This window comes from Haemophilus aegyptius, from assembly GCF_900475885.1.
Lineage (GTDB): Bacteria > Pseudomonadota > Gammaproteobacteria > Enterobacterales > Pasteurellaceae > Haemophilus > Haemophilus influenzae.
On record NZ_LS483429.1, the window covers coordinates 1,095,729 to 1,118,289 of the forward strand.

Here is a 22,561-nt window from a genome sequence, read left to right on the forward strand (position 1 = left end):
TCGCATCATCGCATCATCGCATCATCGCATCATCGCATCATCGCATCATCGCATCATCGCATCATCGCATCATCGCATCATCGCATCATCGCATCATCGCATCATCGCATCATCTTGTTGCATAGTAGTGCGATGTCGTGTTTCAAAAGGTGATTGAGTTGTATAGAAAGTGCTAATCTTATCGTTTTATATTTTTTAGTGCGAGAATGATGAAACACTTGGATCAATGATACTCTCATGCTTTTTTGCGATAGTGATATTTCGTTTCTTATTATTGAAAGACAACTTCCAATGATACCTCCTTTAATGACTTATAGGGATCTTATATGAATAAAATTTATCGTTTAAAATTTAGTAAGCGTTTAAATCAATTAGTGGCTGTTTCTGAAATTACTGCTGGACACGACCGTCATAGTGGCTGTCAAAATGCAGTGGATACAACTTCAAATTTTCAAATGACAAAATGGTTAAAATTAAAACCACTTGCAAGCTTAATTTCTCTGCTTTCATTTGGTTTTGCGACACAAACTGCAATGGCAAATGGCTTGCAAGGTATGGAAGTGGCAAATGGCTTGCAAGGTATGAAAGTGGTAAGTGGTAGTGCATCAATGTCAATAAATGGTAAAAATATTACCATTACCAATAGCCCAAATGCCATTATTAACTGGAAACAATTCAATATTAATCAAGATGAACTCGTTCGTTTTGTTCAAGAAAATAGCAATTCTGCGGTATTTAACCGTGTTACTTCTGATCAAATTTCGCAATTAAAAGGTGCGTTAAATTCAAATGGTCACGTATTCTTAATCAACCCGAACGGGATTGTGATGGGCAAAGATGCAGTAATTAATGCTGCAGCTTTTACCGCATCAACATTAAATATTTTAGATGAAGATTTAAAAGCACGCAATTTCAATTTTGAACAGGCTAAAGATAAAGCCATGGCGCAAATTGTGAATAATGGTTTAATCAGTGTTTCAAAAAATGGTAGCGTAAATTTAATTGGTGGTAGCGTTAAAAATAACGGTGTAATTAAAGTAGAAGATGGCAACATTCTTTTATTAGCAGGTCAAAAAGTCACGATCAGCGATATGACTAACCCAACAATTACTTACAGCGTTGTTGCACCAGAAAATAAAGCCGTGAACTTAGGCACAATTTTTGCAAAAAATGGCAAGATTCAAGTGCATGCGGGTTCGCTTGTAAATAAAGGCACATTAGATGCAAACAGCGTACGCCAAGATAAATCAGGTGAAATCATCCTTTCAGCCAAAGAAGGCGAGGCGAACATTGATGGCACAGTCACTTTAAACAATGCCAACTTCAAAGCAGGCAACTTAACCATCACAGGTAAAAAAGTGGTGTTAAACAGCGGTGCGAAAGTGGAATTAACAGGTAAAGAGGGTGGTACGGTTTATATCGGCGGCGATGAGCGCGGTAAAGGCACAATTCAATTAGCAGAAAAAACCGAAATTCAATACGGAGCAAGTGTGGATGTTTCAGGTTCTGAAACAGGCGGTAGAGCGATTGTGTGGGGTAACTATGCACAAGTTGATGGCAAAATTACAGCAAAAGGTAAAGACAAAGAGAATGGTGGTTTTGTTGAAACCTCGGGTCACTACTTGGGGGTAGGCAGAACAGCAAAAGTTGAAGGGAAAGAGTGGTTATTAGATCCTTACAATATACGTATTGTATCAGCCCCTGAAGTTCAATCAGATGGAGTAAAAAATAGCCCTGCAGTTACCATTACTAGTAAAGACAAAGACGTTAAAATTTTGAATACAACAATTGAAGCAGCCTTAAATGCAGGTACAGATGTAACTATTACAACTACAGAAGCAAAAGGCATCAAACGTGTTGCCGGTAGTGGAAATTTTACGGTTGAAGCGAATATTGTGAAAAATAATGGAACAGATGCTAGCTTAACCATGATTGCAGACGATACTTTTACCCAAAATAAAGGTACAAGCATCAAAGCAACAACAGGCAAATTAAACCTAAACATTACTGCGCGTAAAGGCTTGGTATTAATGGGAGAAATTGATACTAATGGAGGGAATTTAAATATCGATGCCTATGCGAATGATGCATCAATTGACGGTGCAATCTTGAAAGGAAAAGGCACAGTTCGGATTAATGGTAGAACTGATAAGTATCATGCTGTTAATATAGGAGGTAATACCCAAAAGAAAGCTTTTAATATGTTGACTGTTAATAATACTACATTTGTAGGCTATGATGAAGAGGGGCTGAAACTTCAATATAACTCACCAAGGAGAGACTGGGATAAAGGTGTCTATGATGTTGTGGGGAATTGGGAGGGTAATATTACTACTAAAGGAAAAGTTACCTTTGAACGTAAAGTAAACGCTCCAGCGTGGAACGCTGTGAGTATTTCTACGTATAATTGGCATGCGAATTTGACAGTAGAAGACGGTAGTTTTGAATTTTCAGACATAGAGAATAAAGTAGGTTTTAACAATGCGTATGATCGATATAGAGACTATAAACTACTCAATATTGATAAAGATGTAACATTTGATACTAAAGCAAATTCAACTGTAACCTTTAACCTTAAACCTTATTTAGGTAATGGTCATGGCTATGTTAATACACCTAGAGCATTAAACGTTTCCGCAGACATTACTGCAAAAGGAAGTGGTCATGTAACCTTTGATGCTAATGCGAATGGCTATAGTGTAGCAGGGATATACTTTGATAAAACAAGTAATGGCAAATCAACTACAATTAAAACGGAAGGTACGACAACATTAGAATTTAAAGGAAAATCTGCTTCACGTAAGGGATTAGCCATTGAAAATCCACTTGTTTTAGATGCACAAGCAGGTTCTCGTATAATTTTAAATGGTTCAGGTAATAATGCGGTAGATGTATCAGAAAATGTCACTATTAAAGGTGAAGGCCAGACAAGCATTAAATCAACATCAGGCAATGTTAACGTGAATGCGAATATTTCTTCGGATTCTGGTCCTGTGAATATCCTTTCTGCAAACAATATTAACATTAACAAAAATTTTGAGGTAAAAGGTAAGAATGTTAATTTAAATGCCGCTAAAGATTTGATGTTGGGAGAGATGGCTAAAGTTACTGCAACAATGGGCGATGCAATTTTATCAGGTAAAAATATTAGTATTAGTAACAGTGGAACAGTGAAGGCTGAGAAGGGTAATGTTGGTGTTACGGCTACACAGGACCTTACAGTGAAAAAGAATGCTAATTTATCGGCGAAAGGAAAAGTGACAGTTAATGCTGAAGGTAACGTGGATAATGAAGGTGTTATCGACGGTGAGCAAGCTACATCAGTAATTGCAGGTCAAAACATCATGAATCGCAAAGGTGCAAAAATCATTTCAAAAGAAGGAGAGGTGGATGTGATTACAAATGGCACTGTAGACAACAACGGATTGATTCAAGGTAAAACGAGGACGACAATTGTAGAAGCTGAACGACAAAGTAAAGATAGTTTGATATTGGATTTAATCGATATTTTGGGCGATATGGAGCGTACTGTACGTTCAAACTTGAGCACAGCTGAAAATGAGCAGTACCCATTAAGCAGTGCAAAAAGTTTAATGTTTTACGATAAAGGACGTGGTGTGAATAAGGCCGCAAGCATTATATCTCATGGTTCGGTATGTTCAGTGGTATTGCCTGCAGGTAAAAACATCGCAGATGGTCGTCTGTTAACCTCTTGCCTTGCTGAAAATGAGAAAAGTAAAGCTCAATATCACAAGCAGTCTGAAAAGGTAGGCGATTGATTATATGAAAATGAAGTGGGATTACCCACTTCATTTTAGGATATATTACAAATTATTTATGTTAGGTGAAATAAATGAACAAAATGAATAAATTTAAATTAAGTGCAGTTGTTTTATTGCTTGGTTTTGGTATGACATCAATGGCAAATGCAGAACAACAATTCCCAGTGAATAGTTTTCAATTACTGGGCGATATTCAAGGTTTAACGGATAATGAGCAAATTTCATTAGCTGAGATTTTAGAACGCTATCAAGGTAATCAAACTTTGACAAGCCTAAAAAAAGCTCAAAAAGCGTTACAAGAAAAATTAAATGCTTTTAATAAAGGAAAATATGAAATTGTATTACCTGAGCAACGAGTTGAAAATGGAAATGTTTTTTTCCTATTAAGTTATAATGCCCCCACTACTGGCCAAGTTTTTTATAAAGGTAGTGAAGGTTATGATGAAAAAAATATTGCACATAGCCTTCCTTCTTTAAAACAGGGCAAATATTTTGAAGATGGTCGTCAATGGTTTGATCGCCGTGAATTTGCAATGTCAAAAGAAAATCCATTAAAAATTACTCGAGTGCACTATGAGTTAGATTCTCAGAATAAAGTGTCTAACTTAACAGTTGCTGGATTTTCTCCATATGGTAAAACGCGTAATTTTATTTCAGTGGATAACTATGGTTCACGAGAATTTAATCGCGCTCGTATTATATTTGGGCATATTAATGCGAATTTAACAGGCAATGATGATGTATTAACTATAAATGCTTTAACTAATTTTAAGGCTCCTTTAAAATCATCTGCTTTGAGTGTCGGATATTCTCGTCCGTTTTATGATAATCATCAAATTGTTAGCATTCAAGCTGGAGTAAGCCTCTTAGATTCTAGTGATACCGATGGTTTACCAAGTGCAATTAACCGTAAATTATCACGCGGTAAATCATCCTTCGTTGGACTAAATTGGAGTTATTTTTTACCGCAGTTTGATTGGGGTATTGAAGATCAATTTAAACTGAATGCTGGCTATAGCTATCGTTATAATGATCAAAAATCGGGTATAAATAATTTTGGTAATACGCGTAAACATTTCTCACTTGCTGGTATTAATTTAGGGATCAGTGGTGAGGTAAAATTAAATACGACAGCTACAGTTAATGTGGAGTTTACCGACTATTATTATGCGTATAACTTACCAGGATCAAAATATACCAGACGACTAGGTAAAAATTATCATCGTAGTTATAACCTACTGGTTTCTCGACTTGGGTATCATCAAGAGTTTGCTCAGGGATGGCAGTTTGATAGCCAATTAAGTGCTCAATATACTCGTCAAGATTTAAATAGCCTTGATCATTTTTCTATTAGCGGTATATATGCTGTTCGAGGATTTAAATATAGTGGCGTTAGTGCAGAACGTGGGTTGGTATGGCGAAATGAATTAGCGATGCCTAAATATACTAAATATCGTATTAGCCCTTATGCTTTCTATGATTTGGGGCAGTATCGTTATAATAAAGAAAATGCCAAAATCTATGGTGCGAATACGCATACTGTTTCTTCAGCAGGTTTAGGCGTGAAAGCAGAGATTGTGAAAAATTTAAATATGGATCTTTTTGTAGCAAGACGTTTAGTTAATTCAGATGAAGATAGTTTAAATGGTAATAAAGCATTTGAAAGCGATAAAACCACTTTTTGGGGTAAGATAACTTATAGTTTTTAGTTAACGATATGATCATAAAATGGCACTTTAATGTGCCTTTTTTAGTTGATGTTATTTGGAATGTTGAAAGTTAAAGAAGGATATTATGCTTCAAGAAAAACAACCCAGTATTAATCGTTTAGAAAAAGCAATTGTAGATAAAAATTATGAAGTTGCTTGTTCCGAACTTTTAAAAATTTTAGAGAAGATTGATGCTAATTTTGGTGGTATTAACGAGATCGAATTTGATTTTCCCGAACAAATTTCAGATTTATTAGAAAAACGTACTCAATATTTTTGTACTCGTATAGCTAATGCTGTCACAAACTTATTTATTGATCCTAATTTAATGCTTTCAGAAAGTGGGGCATTACGTTTTATAGCATTTCAACGCTGGCTTGCGCTTATTTTTGCTAGTTCGCCTTATGTGAATGCAGATCATATTTTGAAAACGTACAATACTAATTCTGATATTTTAGGGGATATTCATTTAAATAATGATTTTTCAGCAATTGCAAAATTTTGTATTTTATATTTCCCCGAATCAAATATTGATTTAAATTTAAACGCGCTGTGGAATGCAAATAAGGAACTTTGCGCTTCTCTTTGTTTTGCATTGCAATCGCCTCGTTTTATTGGAACAGCGATAGCGTTTGATAAAAGAGCGGTTATTTTACAGTGGTTTCCTAATAAATTAGAGGAATTTGATAGTTTAAATCAATTGCCTGCAAGTATTTCTCACGATGTTTATATGCATTGTAGTTATGATTTTGCGCAAAATAAACACGATGTAAAACGTGCGCTAAATCAGGTTATACGTAAACATTTGTTGGCGCAAGGTTGGCAAGATCGTGAAATTACTTCATTAAGCGAATGCAATGGTAAACCTGTAATGATTGTGCTTTTAGAGCATTTTCATTCTTTTCATTCCATTTACCGAACTCACTCCACTTCAATGATTGAAGCGCGTAAAAAATTTTATTTAGTTGGTATAGGAAAAGAAAATGTAAATCAAGCTGGACGAGAAGTATTTGATGAATTTTTCCAACTTGAATACGACACAATTTTTCAACAAATTGAGTTTGTTCGTAAAAAATGTGAAGAATATGGTGCCGCTGTCTTTTATATGCCAAGTATCGGTATGGATTTTACGACAATTTTTGCAAGCAATACGCGTCTTGCTCCAATTCAAGTTGTTGCGCTTGGTCATCCAGCTACAACCCATTCAGATTTTATTGAATATGTTATTGTTGAAGATGATTATGTAGGTTCGGAAGCCTGTTTTAGTGAAACTTTACTACGTTTACCAAAAGATGCGCTGCCTTATGTGCCGTCATCATTAGCACCTGAAAAAGTTGATTACTTATTCAGAGAAGAACCCGAAGTGGTGAATATCGGTATTGCTGCTACAACAATGAAATTGAATCCAACATTCCTTGAAACATTGAGAATAATTCGAGATAAGGCTAAAGTGAAAGTTCATTTCCATTTCGCACTAGGGCAGTCTTTCGGTATTACACACCCTCATGTTAAGTGGTTTATTGAGCAGCATTTAGGGGACAGCGCAACGGCCCATGCCCATGCGCCTTATAACGAATATCTCGATATTTTACGTCACTGCGATATGATGTTAAATCCATTCCCATTTGGTAATACAAATGGCATCATAGATATGGTTACACTGGGTCTAGTCGGCGTTTGTAAAACGGGTGCTGAAGTACATGAACATATTGATGAAGGGTTATTCAAACGTTTAGGCTTACCAGAATGGCTTATCGCTCAAAGCATAGAAGAATATATTAATTGTGCGGTAAGACTTGCTGAAAATCATAAAGAGCGTCTTGAGCTCCGTCAGCATATAATTAAAACCAATGGTTTGAAAACACTTTTTAAAGGCGATCCTAGCCCTATGGGTAAAGTGTTATCAGAAAAAGTAAAAGCATTAAAATTTTAATAAGATTTTATTCACGAAAATTTGTGCGGTTTATTGAGTATATGGTCGATGATAAAGTGCATAATTGGCAGGCGTTTGAAAACGCCAAACGGATTACAGTCAATGCCAAACTGAACTACCAAGTGGCGTATGAAGACAATTTAGTCTATAAATTCTAGCAGTAACAAAGGCTTCGAGTAATCACGAAGCCTTTTGTTTTAGTCTTCTAATTCGGAAAGTAAACAATAAAACGGTGGGGCAAAAGGGGCGAGCGTGGACGTAAATCTTACCACGCAATCTTTGCGTCCGTCTTCCACAAAACGCACATCTAAAAATGCCGTGTTATAGACAAAAGTTTGCCCGCATTCGTTAGGCAGTGAATATTGCGAACCGTCTACAACAAAACCGTCGTGTTCTTTTACGGCAACAAGAGCTAGCTCCATCATTATTTCTTGCTCGGTTCTCATTTTAAAATTTGTCATTTTGTGGGTTTCCTGTGTTTGTTTAACTTGGTCATAGGATTGCTCTCTTAGGTTTACATAGCAAGTCATCATTACGGAAAAATGACTGACTGCGGTCGAATTAGGCTAGGGAGGGATGGAGGGCTAAATAGGTGCAGATATGTAACGCTGTTTCATTAAATGAAAAAAGCAAGAAAAGGAATTTATCTTGCTTTTTTAGGGACAGTTATGTTGTGCGAGTTTATCTAAAGTGTAAAATTTAAATTTGAGGTTTATTTTGCATAAACAATTAAACTATTATGCGAAATAAATTTCGATTTTATGCAAAAAGATTTGCGAACTTATAGCAGGATTTGGATGGGTACCAGTTGATTCCGCAGACGTTGCCAAAATGCGTTTAGCAGAGAAAAAATCTGTTGAAGATAAAGATACACAAGCCGTAGCAAAATATTTGTTTGGTAACTGGGAAGCAAACTGGGTGGGATTTAATCATGCCCGTGACTTCGATTTATATCCACAACCAGAGCTGGCTCCAATCAATAACTTCGGCTATCCATATGCAGAAGTAGGTGGCGATCCGTTAAATTCCTTTGATCCAAAAGAATTTAAATATGACTACGTATCTAAAAAACTCTAATAAATCCTTTTGGGTTGCCATAGCCACCGCACTAAGTGCTGCGGTGGCATCAACCTTGTGCTGCATCGCACCATTAATTTATTTAGTATTTGGTGTGTCGTCCACTTGGTTGATTGGCTTAGGCGAATATGATTATTTGCGTATTCCCATGCTTATCATTTCATTATGTGCCTTTGCCTATGGATTTTGGCTGTTGATGTTTTCCAAAAAAAATCATTTGTAGCAAATATATTTCCCGTAAAAAACTTATCGTTTTATATTGGATTGTATTTATCGTGATGATTTTTTTCTTAACCTATCCAACAATTTTACCTTGGATTTTAGAATTAGCTAATTAGGAATAAAAATGAAGAAATTATGTACCGCACTTTTGCTTTCGCTGTTTGCAATTTCTTTCGCTCATGCGAATGAAACCAAACAAATTGTGCTAAAAGTAAAGGAAATGAATTGCCAGCTTTGTGCTTACTTAGTCAATAAAGAACTGCGTAATATCAATGGCGTTATTTCAACAAAAGCATCTATTAAAGATGGTTTAGTGACGGTTGTGGAAGATCCAAAAGTCACAAACCAACAATTATTCGATGCAATTCACAAGCTGAAATATACTGCTGAAGTCGTGAATTAAACGCTAAATATCTAGCAAAAAAGTGCGGTAAAAATTCACCGCACTTTTCTTTAGCTATTAAATTAGACTAATTTTTTAATTAGCTTGATTACAGTACAATTAATTAAATATGATAAACGCAATATTATTCAGCACTTCTGCTTAAAAATCCGCCACTTTGATGATTCCAAAGTTTAGCGTACAGACCATTGAGCTCTAGTAATTCGGCGTGCGTACCTTGTTCGACAATTTGTCCTTTATCAAGCACAATCAGGCGATCCATCGCTGCGATGGTGGATAAACGATGGGCAATGGCAATCACAGTTTTATTTTCCATCATCTTATCGAGACTTTCTTGTATTGCCACTTCCACTTCTGAATCCAATGCACTTGTGGCTTCATCTAACAATAGAATTGGTGCGTCTTTTAACATTACACGAGCAATGGCAATTCTCTGACGCTGACCACCAGAAAGTTTTACCCCGCGTTCTCCCACATGGGCATCATAGCCTTTTCTACCTTGAGAATCACTGAGAAATGGGATGAAATCAGCGGCTTCCGCTCGTTCAGCAGCTAAAACCATTTCTTCATCAGTAGCATTCGGGCGACCATAAATAATATTGTCACGTACAGAACGATGTAGCAAGGAAGTGTCTTGAGTGACTAAACCGATTTGGCGACGTAAGCTTTCTTGTTGCACATTGAGTACATTTTGTCCATCAATGGTAATTTCGCCTTGTTGTGCTTCATAAAAGCGAAGCAATAAGTTCACAATCGTAGATTTTCCTGCACCAGAACGACCGATTAACCCAACCTTTTCCCCTGGTTTGATAGTGAGATTGAAATGATTGAGTAATGGTTTTGTTGGATCGTAAGCAAAGGTAATATTGTTAAACTTAATTTCCCCTTGTTTCACTTGTAACGGTGACGCTTGTGGTTTATCCACAATGGTGTGAGGTTTGGTTAAAGTATTCATTCCGTCGTTTACGGTTCCGATATTCTCAAACAAACGGGCAGATTCCCACATAATCCAGCGAGAAAGTCCATTTGCGCGTAATGCCATTGCCGTCGCCGTTGCTATTGCACCCACGCCAACTTGACCATTTTTCCATAAAATAATACCAAGTATTGCAGTACTTAACGTAAGTAGAATATTTGTAGCGTAAGTGAGTGTATCTAGTGATGTTGCTAAGCGCATTTGGGCGTGTACTGTTACCATAAAATCTTGCATAGAACGCTTGGCATAAGTAGCTTCGCGTGAGCCGTGAGAAAATAATTTTACTGTAGCAATATTAGAATAAGCATCTGTAATACGTCCTGTCATTAAAGAACGAGCATCAGCTTGTCGTTGTGCGGTTTTTGATAGTTTAGGAATTAGGGTTCGTAGGATCAAACCGAAGAGTATAATCCAAGTAATAAATGGTAATAAGAACCAAGAATCTAATGCTACTAGCACTACGCCAGAGGTAATAAAATATACCAATACATAAACGAACATATCTGCAAGTGTAAGTACTGTGTCACGTACTGCAAGGGCGGTTTGCATTACTTTTGCGGATACTCTACCTGCAAATTCGTCTTGATAAAAACTTAAACTTTGTCCAAGCATTAAACGATGGAAATTCCAACGTAATCGCATTGGAAATACGCCTTGTAAGGTTTGTAAATGCACGGCCGAAGCTAAAAATCCCCACACAATACTAATAAGTAATAGAGCAGCCATTCCAATTAATAAATGACTTTTTTCTTGCCATAATCTTTCAGGTGTAAATGTGCCTAGCCAATCTACAAGCGTTCCCATAAATTGGAATAATACAGCTTCCATTACACCTGTACCTACGGTTAAAATTGCGAGCAAAAAAATCCAGCCTTTCATTCCTGTAATACTAGACCAAATAAAACGGAACAAACCTTTTTTAGGTGTTGTTGGATTGCTTTCTGGATAGGGATTTAAACGATTTTCAAACCACGAAAAAATTTTGTTAAACATATCTTTTCCTTAAAAAGAAAAGGCAACGCGGGTTGCCTTTTAGAAGTGCATATTATTATAGCACAAAAACAAATCAATTTATAGGCTGACAGATTTTCTGTATTGGCTTGGAGAAAGTTGGTAGTAATTTTTAAAAACTTTACAAAAATGCGCTTCTGATTGATACCCCACTTCTAAAGCAATGGCAAGCACAGATTGTTGTGATTGTTTTAATAAAAACGCCGCAGATTGTAACCGCACTTTCGTGAGAAAACGTCCTGGCGACATACCAATATGTTGTTGAAAGATACGAATAAAGTTTGCACGGGACATTGTTGCAAGTTCAGCTAATTGTTCAATATGCCAATCATTTTGAGGTTGTTGTAATATTGCGATCAGTGCAGTATTTAATCGCTTATCTTGCAAGGCAAATAAGATGCCTTGTTCAATTAAATTTTGTTGAATAGCGTGGCGTAAAATATAAATTAAAAGTACATTTGAAAGTGCATCAACGACGGATTTCGTACCCGCATCATTTTTTGCGCTTCTTGTAAAAAAAGCTGTACTAAAGGATGAATTGGCGTGTCGCATAAATTTATATGTAAATATTCAGGCATTGATGCTGTAAGAAGCGCATCTTGTTGATAATAAAAATTACCGCAGAACATTTTTAAATCTGGTGTACCTCGTCCAATCTGATGTAACTCAAATAATCCTTGATGACTTTTTTTTGTAGGAATATCCGCTCTTTTATTTGCTGAATAATGCATAGAGTGCGGTTGATTTTGAGGAAGAAAAAAAACATCCCCCTCTTTTAAATGAAATTGTTTTTCATTTAGTGTAAGCCAGCACTCGCCTTGTTCAATAAGATGGAATATGCCTTTTCCTGCATCCTTTTCTTGATGAGATATTTGCCATTCGCCTTGAAATTCACAGCGAATATTAATTTCTCCACGCACTTGTGCTAAATGGGTAAGTTTATCTAAATAGTCCATAATGAGATGTTAGCGATAAAAATTGAGATAAATAAGCAAGTATCATAATCTAATCCGCCTATAATTTGCCACACCAGTTGGTTATTAATTCAATATATTTAGGAGAACATTATGTTTACAGATTGGAAAGAACACACATCTCACGTTAAAAAATCATTTGGTGAATTGGGTAAACAACACCCTAAAATGTTACAAGCTTACCAAGCATTAGGCGCGGCAGCTGCAGAGGGCAATGTGCTTGACGCTAAAACTCGTGAACTTATCGCATTAGCAGTTGCTGTAACAACGCGTTGTGAAAGCTGTATTAGCGTACACGCAGAAGAAGCGGTAAAAGCTGGTGCAAGCGAAGCTGAAGTTGCTGCTGCATTAGCAACAGCTATCGCATTAAATGCAGGTGCAGCTTATACTTATTCTTTACGTGCATTAGAAGCATATAGCGTACAGAAAGCTTAATTACTCATCATTCCATAAAGTTAAGTTGATTAAGAGAAAGGGAGCATTTTTTTAATGCTCCCTTATTTTGTTAAGGCAGTGTTTTAATAATACACCACTCTATTTTTCAAGCGATGCCTCCCCTAAAGGGAATGACTCCGTAAATTCTCCATTTTCCTGATTGTCAGTAAAAAACGGCAAACCGATCAAACGATAATGCGGTGTATCTTTTTGCAGAATCTTATCCGTCCCGTATTCCGCTGTGATTGCCTTTAAAAAAGCGTTTTTCCACGAATCATTTTCCACTAAATGTCCGCCTTTTGGCTCAATGAAAATTTGGTAATGCAAAAAGCCATCCACACCATTGGAAGAAGATTTTTGTTTATCTTTCAGCAATAAAATAAAGTCCGGCATAAATCCTTCACCATCGGAAAAGTTATTCAATTTAAACACTTCTTCATTACGGATTAAATGAACGTCATATTGAGATTTCAAATCGCCCAAACGCTCTGAAATAAATTGAATTAACGCTTCTTCCAAACTCGTTCCAGCAAAATTATCCATCACATACCAATCATTTTGCATGGCAATGGCAGTTTTTACATCATCTTTTTTGACCCATTTTTGTTTTGCTGTGCCGAAAATTTCCCACAATTTTTTAGGCGTAAATTCTTTTGTACCGATAAACGGCATATCACTTTCATTGAGATGTTTTTCAACCATTTCCAAGATTTTTAGGCAGCCTGCAAGTTTATCATCTGGGTTAATCTGTTTATCTTGCTCTAATCCTAAAAATTCAATTTGCCAATCTTTTAACAAGTTATTTTGTAGTTCATTGCGATTTTGAATGTTGAGTTTGCTTTGCAAGCGGTCAAAATGGAATAAAGATTGACTATTTTTTCCTTTGATATGCAAGGCTTTATTGAAAATGTGCCATTCCATTTCACTCATTTCTATGGTTTTAGTAAAATTATTTTGTGTGCCGATTTGTCGGGCTTTTTCATCATTTTCATCGGCTGTAAATTGCGTTTCCTGCAACAATTTGCCGTGAACTTGGAATGAAAGCGTTCGCGGATCGGCTTTTTTCAGGCTGTCTGCATTATTGGCTTTGGCATTGGGATTGGGGATTTTTTATTCGCCCAAATTAACAACTCTCTAAAATCCTTATTATCAGCAAATTCAGATTTGAGTTTAAATGTTGCCAATACCTTATCATCGTCTTTTTCAGGCAAATAACCGTCTTTTCGTAACTCGTTTTTCAGTTCTGTAATATATCGGGATTGCTCATCGTGCGTGTAATAAAACAATTCTTCCAAAATACGCAATTCGTGTTGCATATCGTTGTCAAATTTACGTTTATTCGGCTGTTTATCTTCAAACGCAAATGGAAAATAACGCACGCCACGACCAATCAACTGCTTTTCTGATACGGTGGCGGCAGCCGTTTTGCCTGATTTTTTATTTGAACCGCCGCCGTTTTGCCCTTCATATAAACGCACAATATCAAACAAATTCAGAACGTCCCAACCTTCGGTTAATCTGTCCACCGTAAAAATAGCGCGGATTGGATTATCAGCTGCTTCCAAATTGTTTAGCAATTTTTCCGTTTCGCTGTCGGTTTTTTCTTTTTTGTTTTTGTTGGTTTCGGAGTTGGTAATAATCACATTGTGTTTTTGATAATTTTGTTTTACCCAATCTGCCAAATGCACAAACTCAAATTTATTGTCCCGCATAAATTTTAAGGCTTGTTCGGTGCGGGTTTTGCCTTGTTCGTTGGCGTTATCGCTATCGCTATCGTTCAGGCTTGTTGAAAATGTCGTTAAAAACGAAAAATCATCCGCTTGCACATTTTCTACCCAATTTAAAAATGCCAAATAATCCGCTTTTGATTCATCAATCGTCTTACTTCTAAATAACATCACAGGCTTGAAATTGGCAATGCCATATTTCAACGCAATTTGATGGCGATACCAAGCAAACAATAAAGCGTGCAACACTCGTTCTTTCTTACCCAGCGTACTGGATACCAAATTGATTTCTTTGGTATAACCTTTTTGCAAAAATTCTTTTAACCCAAATTTTGTGATGATTTTATCAGCGTATTTTTGTTGCACGTCAGCATTTTCAGGCAGCGTGGCGGTAAATTCTAACAGCACATTTTGGCTAGGATTGCCATCTTTATTGAGTAAGAATTCCAAAACCATATGCTCCCAGCCTTTGAGTTCAATTTCGGCATGGCTGGTGCGGTCGTTCATTTCCTTTTCTAACTCTAATTCGCCTTGTTTTTTGCCTTTGGTTTGCGCGTTTAAATGGTGTGCTTCATCGCCCAGCATCACAAGATTCAATTCGTTCAAATCCGCCAATGTGGTTTGGTTTTCTCGTTGGATGTGAATATCGTTATACAGTTTTTGAATGCTGGTAAATTTAATTTCAATGCCGTCTGAATATTGGCTAAACGTTTCCACTTTGCGAATAGGAATTACCGTATCGCCCTGCAAAATCTTCTCGGTAAACAAAAATTTTGCGTGCGTCGGGTCAATAAAATTATTTTCCGTTTTATCCACGATATTATTTTGATTCACAAAAAACAGAAAATGCCGATACCCTTTTTCAAAATAATACAAAATCAACGCTGCCATCATCATCGTTTTGCCTGCACCTGTTGCCATATTGAACAGCAAATGGGTAGGGCGGTTTTTGATATCGGGAAAATCCTTTAATTTTGAAGTGCGGTCAAAAATCACAAAGTTTTCCAAAGCCGATTTTTGCCATTCAAAAAAATCATATTTTAAGTTTTTGGACATAAACTCAGGCATTTCAAGTAATTCAGGCTTATATTTTTTAACCGCTTTACGTTCATTTTCAATTACTTCAAACAAAGTTTTATCATTCGCCATCTTTTTTCTCCGCTTGATTTTTTACTGATTGATAGAACGCACGGCTTAACGCTTTATCGTCATCGTTCAGGCAGTCTGCAAATTGTTCATCGTCCATTTCGGATAATGAAACATACATTTGATTTAAATCCAACATTTCAAGCACCATTTGTTTTTGTTCGTCTAATGGCAAAGATTGAAATTCAGGTTCTTCAATGATTTGACTAAATTCCTTCACGCTTACATTGTATTTTAGAAAATAGCGTTCGCATAATTCATTAAACAGCGTTTTGATGTCGTCTGAACTTTCGCACGCCAAAATTTGTTGTTTTGCGGTTTCGTTAAATGGAGCAAGTTCTGCATAAACAAACTCGCCACCGCCTTGCCAATTCACGGCTTTGGAAATACCGCCTTGCTCGCCATCAATCACTTTTTTCAGGCGTTCAACGGCAAGCGTTTCAATATAATCCATTTGTTCAATGCCAATATATTGGCGGTTCATTTTATGAGCAACGGCGGCGGTTGTGCCACTGCCAAGATGGTAGTCTAGGACGATGTCGGATTCATTGGTTGCTAGTTTAATGATGGTTTCAATTAAACTTTCTGGCTTTTTACCATTTTTTAACTCTACATTTCCTTCTGCTTCTAGTCCTGTGGTATTTATATTTGTCCATAAATCGCATAAACTAATACTCAAATAATCTTCTGCAAACAAAACCTGCACTCGTGGTGCTTTTGCATCTTTTGAGTAATCTGACTTGACGATATACAATAATCTATCTCGTTTAGAAATAACTGAAAAAAATTGTTGTTGGCAATTTCCCTTTTTTTCATCTGCTAATTTTTTTACGCTACTACTAGCTGCTGTTCTTACAATTCTATACGCATTATCTAGTTTCCATTTTATAACTTCATTATCTTTAATATTTAATTGGGCTAATTTTTGATTAACTGAAATAGGAGATATTTTCTTTAAAAGAATATCAATTTCTTTTAAAGTATTACCATTTATTTCTTTATTTTCTGTTTGGCTATTTACTATTAAATCAATAAATTTTTTATCTTCTTGAGTAAAATTGTCTAAAAAAATATTGTACTCATCGTCCCATTCTGATTTTTGCTCTCTAATAGGGTTTAATTTTATATTTTTATTTTTATAGATAAGAATATATTCCTTTATCTTTGGTAGTCTATGCGATGTATGTGCCATTTTGTTACCTGATGGCTCTGACATTTTTACAGCAATGCAGTTTATAAAATTTTCTCTTGTAAAAGTTTCATCCAATAAAACTTTTAAATAAGCCTGTTCCTTATCATCGCATTGAACAAAAATCACACCATCATCAGCCAACAATGTTTTCGCAATTTCCAAGCGGTTTTTCATAAAAGTGAGCCAAGTAGAATGTGAAAATTTATCGTTATATTTAAAACTGTCTTCCCCTGTATTGTATGGCGGGTCAATATAAATCAACTTTACTTTGCCTTTAAACTGCTTGGCAAGCGAATGCAGGGCTATCAGATTATTGCCTTTGATAATGAGATTTTCGGCGGGTGTGCCGTCAAAATGGCGTTTGATTTCGCCAACGGCTTGTTTGCCGTCTGCGGTATAGCGAGAGAATTTTGAGAATGCTTTTGCGTCAAAAAGTCGGTCAATTTCATCAAAAGCAAGGGTTTGATTAAAAAATATTTCTTGCCTTTTTCGGGTTAATTTAGTGTATAATTGGCTGGCTGGCTGGCTGGCTGGCTGGCTGTTATTGCGTTTAAAATAAATTTCTTCGCCTTCTTCGGTGCTTTGTCCGCCATTTAGCACACAATCTTTAAACGGAAAATCCAACACAATATCCGAACTGTCTTTCAAAAAGCGGTTGCCGTCCGTCAAGCCAATGCGATTGGCGTATTTTGTGTAGGAATTATTGATGCTGTGTTTGTCCAAGAAAAAACGAAAATCCTGCAATTTAAACACCAAAACATCATTCACTTCCACAAAGAAATGGCGTTTTAACTCATCATTCCCCAATAACAACCCGATAATAGTCGGGTCGGTTTTTTCTACCAAATCCAATAGGATATTTTTGGCTAAAATGGTTTTTTCTTCGTTTGCCCATACTTTTTCGTGTGATCGCAGGGCTTGGGTTAATTCGGTTTGAATGTCTGTCTTCATCGTTATCGATCCTCATAAGTCATTATTTTAATGTGCTATTACAAAGGAATAGTAGAGTGTTTAGGTATATTTATCGACCGTATAGGTTTAATTACTCTCTTAACCTGTTTTCTTTGACTCACAGAAGTCAAAAAATTTTGTTTATATGCATCAAATTTTAGTGAAAGCATCAACACAGTATTAAAACACAGCCTTTGTTAAACCAAATTAGCATTCTACAACTGTTCTAGTGCTTTTTTCACTGGGGCAAAGCTACGACGATGTTGCGGTAACGCGCCAAGTTCAGCTAATTTTTCCAAATGTAATTTGGTCGGATAGCCTTTATGCTGGGCAAAAGCGTATTCTGGATATTGCTTGTCTAATTCTTCCATTTCTTGGTCTCGTGCGACTTTCGCCAAAATAGAAGCTGCACTGATTTCTGCCACAATACTATCGCCTTTTACGACGGCTTGCGCTGGAATATCTAAATCTTTTGGGATCTTATTGCCATCAATCAACACAAAGTGCGGTTGAATTTTTAAAGATTTTACCGCTCGAGTCATTGCCAGCAAGGAGGCTTGCAGGATATTTATCTCGTCAATTTCATCAGCTTCAGCTCGACCTAATGCCCAAGCAAGGGCTTTTTCTTTGATTTCTTCAGCAAGGGCTAAACGTTTTTTTTCTGAAAGTTTTTTAGAATCAGCTAATCCTTCAATTGGATTATGAGGATCTAAAATGACGGCTGCCGTGACAACCGCCCCAACGAGAGGGCCTCGCCCAACTTCATCAACGCCAGCGATCAATTTATAGCCTTGTGGATATTCAAACATTTTCTTTTCCTTCTAATAAATCAATGACTGCTTGAGCCGCTTGCTTATCGGCATTGCATTGAATTTTTTGGTGTAAATCCGTGAAGTGCTGAATTAAAACATGGCGATTTTTTACCGCACTTTCATCATCTGAAAGATAAGCAGATAGTTTTTCAGCAAGCAATTCTGGCGTGCATTCCTCTTGAATCATTTCAGGAACAAGCATTTCATTCGCAAGCAAGTTTGGTAAAGAAATATAATCGGTTTTCACTAAACGTTTTGCTAAGAAATAGGTCAGTGGTTTCATTCGATAGCCAACTACCATGGGGGATTTACAAAGCATTGCTTCAAGTGCTGCTGTTCCTGAAGCAAGAAGTGTTGCATCAGCTGCGATCATTGCTTGTCGTGCATTGCCATCAATTAAATGCAGGTCTAGATTTGGCGTAATTTTAGCTTTAATGGCTTCAAATTGAATTCGTCGTTTTTCGTTCACTAAAGGCACGAGGAATTGTAAATCTGGGAATTGTTCTTTTAATAATAAAGCGGTTTTTAAGAAAGGCTCAGCCAGAAATTCCACTTCTGAACCACGGCTTCCAACTAAGATTGCTAAATAGCGTTGTGCGGGATCAATCTGTAACGTTTGGCAGGCTTCGGCACGGTTTGGTTTGAGCGGAATAGCATCTGCCATTGTGTGCCCAATAAAACGGCAAGGCACATTAAATTTATCGTAAAAGGCTTTCTCAAAAGGCAAAAAGGCTAGAACTTGATGAGTCGCTTTGGCAATTTTATGGATGCGATTTTGACGCCAAGCCCATACAGAGGGGCTAACGTAATGAATAGTTTTAATTCCGTTCTCTTTTAGTTTAAGTTCTACATCCAAATTAAAATCAGGCGCATCAATGCCGATGTAAACATCAGGTTTTTCTTGCAATATAGTTTGAATGACATTTTTGCGAATTTTCAACAGACGAGGAAGATGTTTTAATATTTCAGCCAAGCCCATGACTGAAAGCTCTTCCATATCAACAAGAGTCTCACAACCGTCAGCCAACATTCTTGGGCCTGCAATGCCAATAAAGCGCGCATTAGGATAATGTGCTTTGAGCTGGCGTATTAATCCCGCCCCGAGAATATCGCCAGACACTTCTCCTGCAACAAGAGCAATGGTTGGATTTGTTTTATTCATCAAATTTATCCTAAAAAATAACCGCACTTTGGTGTGTAAAGTGCGGTTGAAAATGAAGAAGTTTTATTAACGAATAATCCCGCGAGTTGAACGTTTGAAAAATTCAACAAAAAAACTGATCGCTGAATCGGTTTCCGCAATTTGCTCAATTTCTGGTAACACTTCTTCAAGTGTTTTACCGCTACGGTAGAGCATTTTATAAATGTTACGGATTACGTGCATAGTTGGTTTATCAAAACCACGACGTTTCAAACCCTCTAAGTTTACGCCAAATGGACGGGCGTGGTTGCCTTGCGCCATAACATAAGGTGGTACATCTTGGCTTACCATAGAACCACCGCCTAACATAACATGTGCGCCAACAATCACAAATTGATGAATTGCTGACATACCGCCAACAATCACGAAATCATCTAATTCTACGTGACCTGCAAGCGTTGCATTGTTTGCCAGAATACAGTTATTTTTAATTTGGCAATCGTGCGCAACGTGAACATTAATCATTAATAAATTGTTATTGCCAATAGCGGTTACGCCACAGCCTTGAATCGTGCCACGATGGATTGTCACGTGTTCACGAATTTTATTGCTATTACCAATAATGGTTTTTGTAGCTTCGCCTTTGTATTTCAAATCTTGGTTTACTTCGCCAATACTAGTGAATTGATAAATTTCGTTATCTTCGCCAATCACGGTATCGCCACGTACCACAACGTGAGATTTCAATACAGTGCGAGCTTTGATTTCAACAGTACCCTCAATAATACAGAAAGGCCCAATAAAAACATCTTCGCCAATTACCGCACCTTCTTCAATGAGGGCAGTTGGATGAATTTTTGCACTTGGGTGGATCATATTTACCCCTTAATTAACGACGAGCACACATTAGTTTTGCTTCACAAGCGATTTCGCCGTTTACGGTGGCAACGCCAGTAAATGCAGTAATACCACGGCGTTTTTTAATCACTTGAACGTTTAATTCCATTTGATCTCCCGGTAATACTGGGCGTTTAAAGCGCGCTTCATCAATACCTGCAAAGTAGAATAGTTCGCCGCCTTTTAATTCGTGAGTTTTAAAGGCTAAAATGCCCATTGCTTGTGCCAAAGCTTCTAAAATTAAAACGCCCGGTAAAATGGGTTCGCCTGGGAAGTGGCCTGTGAAACAAGGCTCATTGACGCTGATATTTTTAATCGCTTTTAACCATTCGCCTTCTTTAAAATCCAATACGCGATCCACTAATAAAAATGGATAGCGATGTGGTAATAAAGTCATAATTTCTTTTGATTCGATCACTTTTGGTTGTTGTTCTGACACGTTGATACCTTACAAAAAATAAACAAATAAAATCTGTCGGATTATACGATATTTATAGCTAAAAATAAAACGCACTCAATATAGCCTAGTGTTTAGGACGAATATCAATGGCTGGATCGTCATCTTTACGATATTTTTCATCAATTCGTTTTTGCAATCCAAAGTCATTTTTATCCGACTCGTTAGAAAATAAATCTTCTGTTTGCGTTAATTGAGGATTTTTAATTCCTATCCAATTTGCGATTCCTTCTAAGAAGTTCAAACCTGATTTAAACACCTTATATTCTTTGCGTTCCATATCATCTGATGAAATTTTGAATAGCGGAATATTATGATGCTCTCGGCTGAAACAGTTTTGATTGAACAAAAGTATATTGTTTTTTTCATCTTGTTGGTGGCACAAACCGTGATCTGAGAAATAAATCATTGAGAAAGTGCGGTGATTTTTCTTCGCGTTTTCTTCAAGCTGATCATATACACGTTTTAAAAATTCGTCAGTTTTCTTAATAGATGAAACATAGCAATTTAAATAACCATATTTCGGATTAAGATCTTTATCATCAAAGATTTTTGGATAATCTTCGATACGATCGCAAGCCATTGGGTGTGAACCATAAATATGCAACACAATAAAACGTTTTCCTTGAACAGAATTTTCTAATACTTGGGCGAATTTGGGTAATAAATCAAAGTCACTAAAGTTAGTCGAATTAAAGCTTCCGCCTTTTTTCAAGAAAAAGGTTTCATCAGATTTTGAAGCGAGGGATGAAACGGGCGTATCGAATTTACCGATCATCCCTTGATTAGAAAGCCAATAAGTTTTCACGCCTGCAGATTTGATGAGATCTACTAAACTCAAACTGTAATTGGGTTCCCATTTTTCTTTGTCTGGAAAGGTTAGCATTAAACGAAGTGAGGCGACGGTATTTGTTCCTGCTGAACGAAAACCATCAATCAACGTGCCTTTAGCGTTAGACATAAAGGGGGTGTTTTCAATTGGATAGCCGTAGGCATGGTGGTAATCTTTCCGTGCACTTTCTCCGAGTACAATTACATAATCATCATAGCGTGAATTTTCTAATGTTGATTTTCCCCAGTTATCAGATTGAGAGATTTGTTTTAGTTTTTGCACTTCATCTACAATTTTTAATGTGGAACTTACTGTTTCTTTGATCGGTTCAGCAAGCGGCATGTTGTAAGCAAAAAGCAATGTCGCCAAGGCAATAAATGTTTTATTACGATAAAATTTTATGCCAAATTTCACCGCACTTTTGTACTGAAGAAAAATCAAAATAGGAATGGCGAAAGCAATTAAGTAACTACTCACTGGGATTTGCAATAGAAATTCCTTCGTTTCTAATATATCTGTCGCGAAAAGCGAGGCGATATATTGATAGCTTGGAGGGCCAAAATTTAGCCCTGTAGGCGTATAAAAAGTATGCAGTAATGCAAGCGGTAGCAAAATAAAATAGAAGGATTTTTTACTGCTGCTTAATAAGAGAATAGTTATTGTCGCAAGCAGAATGAGAGCCACACTTGGTTCTGTAAACATTCCAGAACCGATTAAAATAAAATAACCTGCGAATGCGGCACAAATCACCGCAAAAAGTGCGGGCAAAATTTGGCTTGTTTTTTTCGTGTTCATCATTGTCTTCCCTGAAAAGAAAATGTCGCTATTATCCACCTTTCACTGAGAATTTCCATATTTAACTTCTTCACTCTTGAGCGGTTATT

At 36.8% G+C, this 22,561-nt stretch carries 14 protein-coding genes and 4 pseudogenes; 8 read left to right on the plus strand and 10 right to left on the minus strand.

Annotated elements, in window-relative coordinates; genetic code table 11:
- Positions 1 to 326 precede the first annotated feature (326 nt).
- The 4 genes from DQN49_RS05800 to DQN49_RS05815 all read left to right on the plus strand — a co-directional run bounded on the left by DQN49_RS05800 (position 327) and on the right by DQN49_RS05815 (position 7,582).
- Positions 327 to 3,779, plus strand: coding sequence for a two-partner secretion domain-containing protein (locus tag DQN49_RS05800; RefSeq protein WP_111723568.1), 3,453 nt, complete (start codon positions 327 to 329; stop codon positions 3,777 to 3,779).
- Positions 3,780 to 3,853: 74 nt separating this feature from the next.
- Positions 3,854 to 5,491: a ShlB/FhaC/HecB family hemolysin secretion/activation protein gene (locus DQN49_RS05805; RefSeq protein ID WP_006996607.1), complete on the plus strand. Its 1,638-nt coding sequence runs from the start codon at positions 3,854 to 3,856 to the stop codon at positions 5,489 to 5,491.
- An 85-nt stretch (positions 5,492 to 5,576) separates the two neighbouring features.
- The gene (locus DQN49_RS05810) at positions 5,577 to 7,424 is read left to right on the plus strand and encodes a UDP-glucose:protein N-beta-glucosyltransferase (RefSeq protein ID WP_006996606.1); all 1,848 of its coding nucleotides are present in this window, start codon (positions 5,577 to 5,579) and stop codon (positions 7,422 to 7,424) included.
- A gap of 23 nt (positions 7,425 to 7,447) precedes the next feature.
- Positions 7,448 to 7,582: a hypothetical protein gene (locus tag DQN49_RS05815; RefSeq protein WP_005677493.1), complete on the plus strand. Its 135-nt coding sequence runs from the start codon at positions 7,448 to 7,450 to the stop codon at positions 7,580 to 7,582.
- Between the two features lie 39 nt (positions 7,583 to 7,621).
- Here the strand turns inward: DQN49_RS05815 and DQN49_RS05820 are convergent, their stop codons facing one another.
- The gene (locus tag DQN49_RS05820) at positions 7,622 to 7,885 is read right to left on the minus strand and encodes a hypothetical protein (RefSeq protein WP_032823788.1); all 264 of its coding nucleotides are present in this window, start codon (positions 7,883 to 7,885) and stop codon (positions 7,622 to 7,624) included.
- A 322-nt stretch (positions 7,886 to 8,207) separates the two neighbouring features.
- Here DQN49_RS05820 and DQN49_RS05825 point away from each other — a divergent pair.
- The 3 genes and pseudogenes from DQN49_RS05825 to DQN49_RS05835 all read left to right on the plus strand — a co-directional run.
- Positions 8,208 to 8,501, plus strand: a pseudogene (locus tag DQN49_RS05825) (transglutaminase family protein); the annotation flags it as partial.
- Positions 8,476 to 8,839 (plus strand): annotated as a pseudogene (locus tag DQN49_RS05830) (mercuric transporter MerT family protein). The pseudogenes DQN49_RS05825 and DQN49_RS05830, both read left to right, overlap by 26 nt.
- Positions 8,840 to 8,847: 8 nt before the next feature.
- The gene (locus DQN49_RS05835) at positions 8,848 to 9,126 is read left to right on the plus strand and encodes a heavy-metal-associated domain-containing protein (protein ID WP_006996602.1); all 279 of its coding nucleotides are present in this window, start codon (positions 8,848 to 8,850) and stop codon (positions 9,124 to 9,126) included.
- Between the two features lie 124 nt (positions 9,127 to 9,250).
- Here the strand turns inward: DQN49_RS05835 and DQN49_RS05840 are convergent, their stop codons facing one another.
- Together DQN49_RS05840 and DQN49_RS05845 are read right to left on the minus strand one after the other, a co-directional pair.
- Positions 9,251 to 11,095: an ABC transporter ATP-binding protein gene (locus tag DQN49_RS05840; protein ID WP_006996601.1), complete on the minus strand. Its 1,845-nt coding sequence runs from the start codon at positions 11,093 to 11,095 to the stop codon at positions 9,251 to 9,253.
- A gap of 78 nt (positions 11,096 to 11,173) precedes the next feature.
- A pseudogene (locus DQN49_RS05845) lies at positions 11,174 to 12,069 on the minus strand (cupin domain-containing protein).
- Positions 12,070 to 12,180: 111 nt separating this feature from the next.
- Between DQN49_RS05845 and DQN49_RS05850 the strand changes: the two are divergent.
- On the plus strand, positions 12,181 to 12,522 hold the full coding sequence (locus tag DQN49_RS05850; protein ID WP_005662881.1) for a carboxymuconolactone decarboxylase family protein: 342 nt from the start codon (positions 12,181 to 12,183) through the stop codon (positions 12,520 to 12,522).
- A 99-nt stretch (positions 12,523 to 12,621) separates the two neighbouring features.
- Here the strand turns inward: DQN49_RS05850 and DQN49_RS05855 are convergent.
- From DQN49_RS05855 to DQN49_RS05885, 7 genes and pseudogenes are all read right to left on the minus strand, one after another.
- Positions 12,622 to 15,398, minus strand: a pseudogene (locus tag DQN49_RS05855) (DEAD/DEAH box helicase family protein).
- On the minus strand, positions 15,388 to 17,538 hold the full coding sequence (locus tag DQN49_RS05860; protein WP_111723570.1) for a DNA methyltransferase: 2,151 nt from the start codon (positions 17,536 to 17,538) through the stop codon (positions 15,388 to 15,390). Before DQN49_RS05860 ends, DQN49_RS05855 begins: the two are co-directional and overlap by 11 nt.
- Positions 17,539 to 17,753: 215 nt before the next feature.
- On the minus strand, positions 17,754 to 18,347 hold the full coding sequence (rnhB, locus tag DQN49_RS05865) for a ribonuclease HII (RefSeq protein WP_006996593.1): 594 nt from the start codon (positions 18,345 to 18,347) through the stop codon (positions 17,754 to 17,756).
- Positions 18,340 to 19,512, minus strand: coding sequence for a lipid-A-disaccharide synthase (lpxB, locus tag DQN49_RS05870; protein WP_006996592.1), 1,173 nt, complete (start codon positions 19,510 to 19,512; stop codon positions 18,340 to 18,342). Before lpxB ends, rnhB begins: the two co-directional genes overlap by 8 nt.
- Before the next feature lie 66 nt (positions 19,513 to 19,578).
- On the minus strand, positions 19,579 to 20,367 hold the full coding sequence (gene lpxA, locus DQN49_RS05875; protein WP_005651701.1) for an acyl-ACP--UDP-N-acetylglucosamine O-acyltransferase: 789 nt from the start codon (positions 20,365 to 20,367) through the stop codon (positions 19,579 to 19,581).
- A gap of 13 nt (positions 20,368 to 20,380) precedes the next feature.
- Positions 20,381 to 20,785 (minus strand): 3-hydroxyacyl-ACP dehydratase FabZ, encoded by a 405-nt coding sequence (fabZ, locus tag DQN49_RS05880; RefSeq protein ID WP_013527849.1) that lies wholly within the window; start codon positions 20,783 to 20,785, stop codon positions 20,381 to 20,383.
- 127 nt (positions 20,786 to 20,912) lie between these two features.
- Positions 20,913 to 22,472, minus strand: a complete 1,560-nt coding sequence (locus DQN49_RS05885; RefSeq protein WP_032826383.1) for a phosphoethanolamine transferase — start codon at positions 22,470 to 22,472, stop codon at positions 20,913 to 20,915.
- Positions 22,473 to 22,561 lie beyond the last annotated feature (89 nt).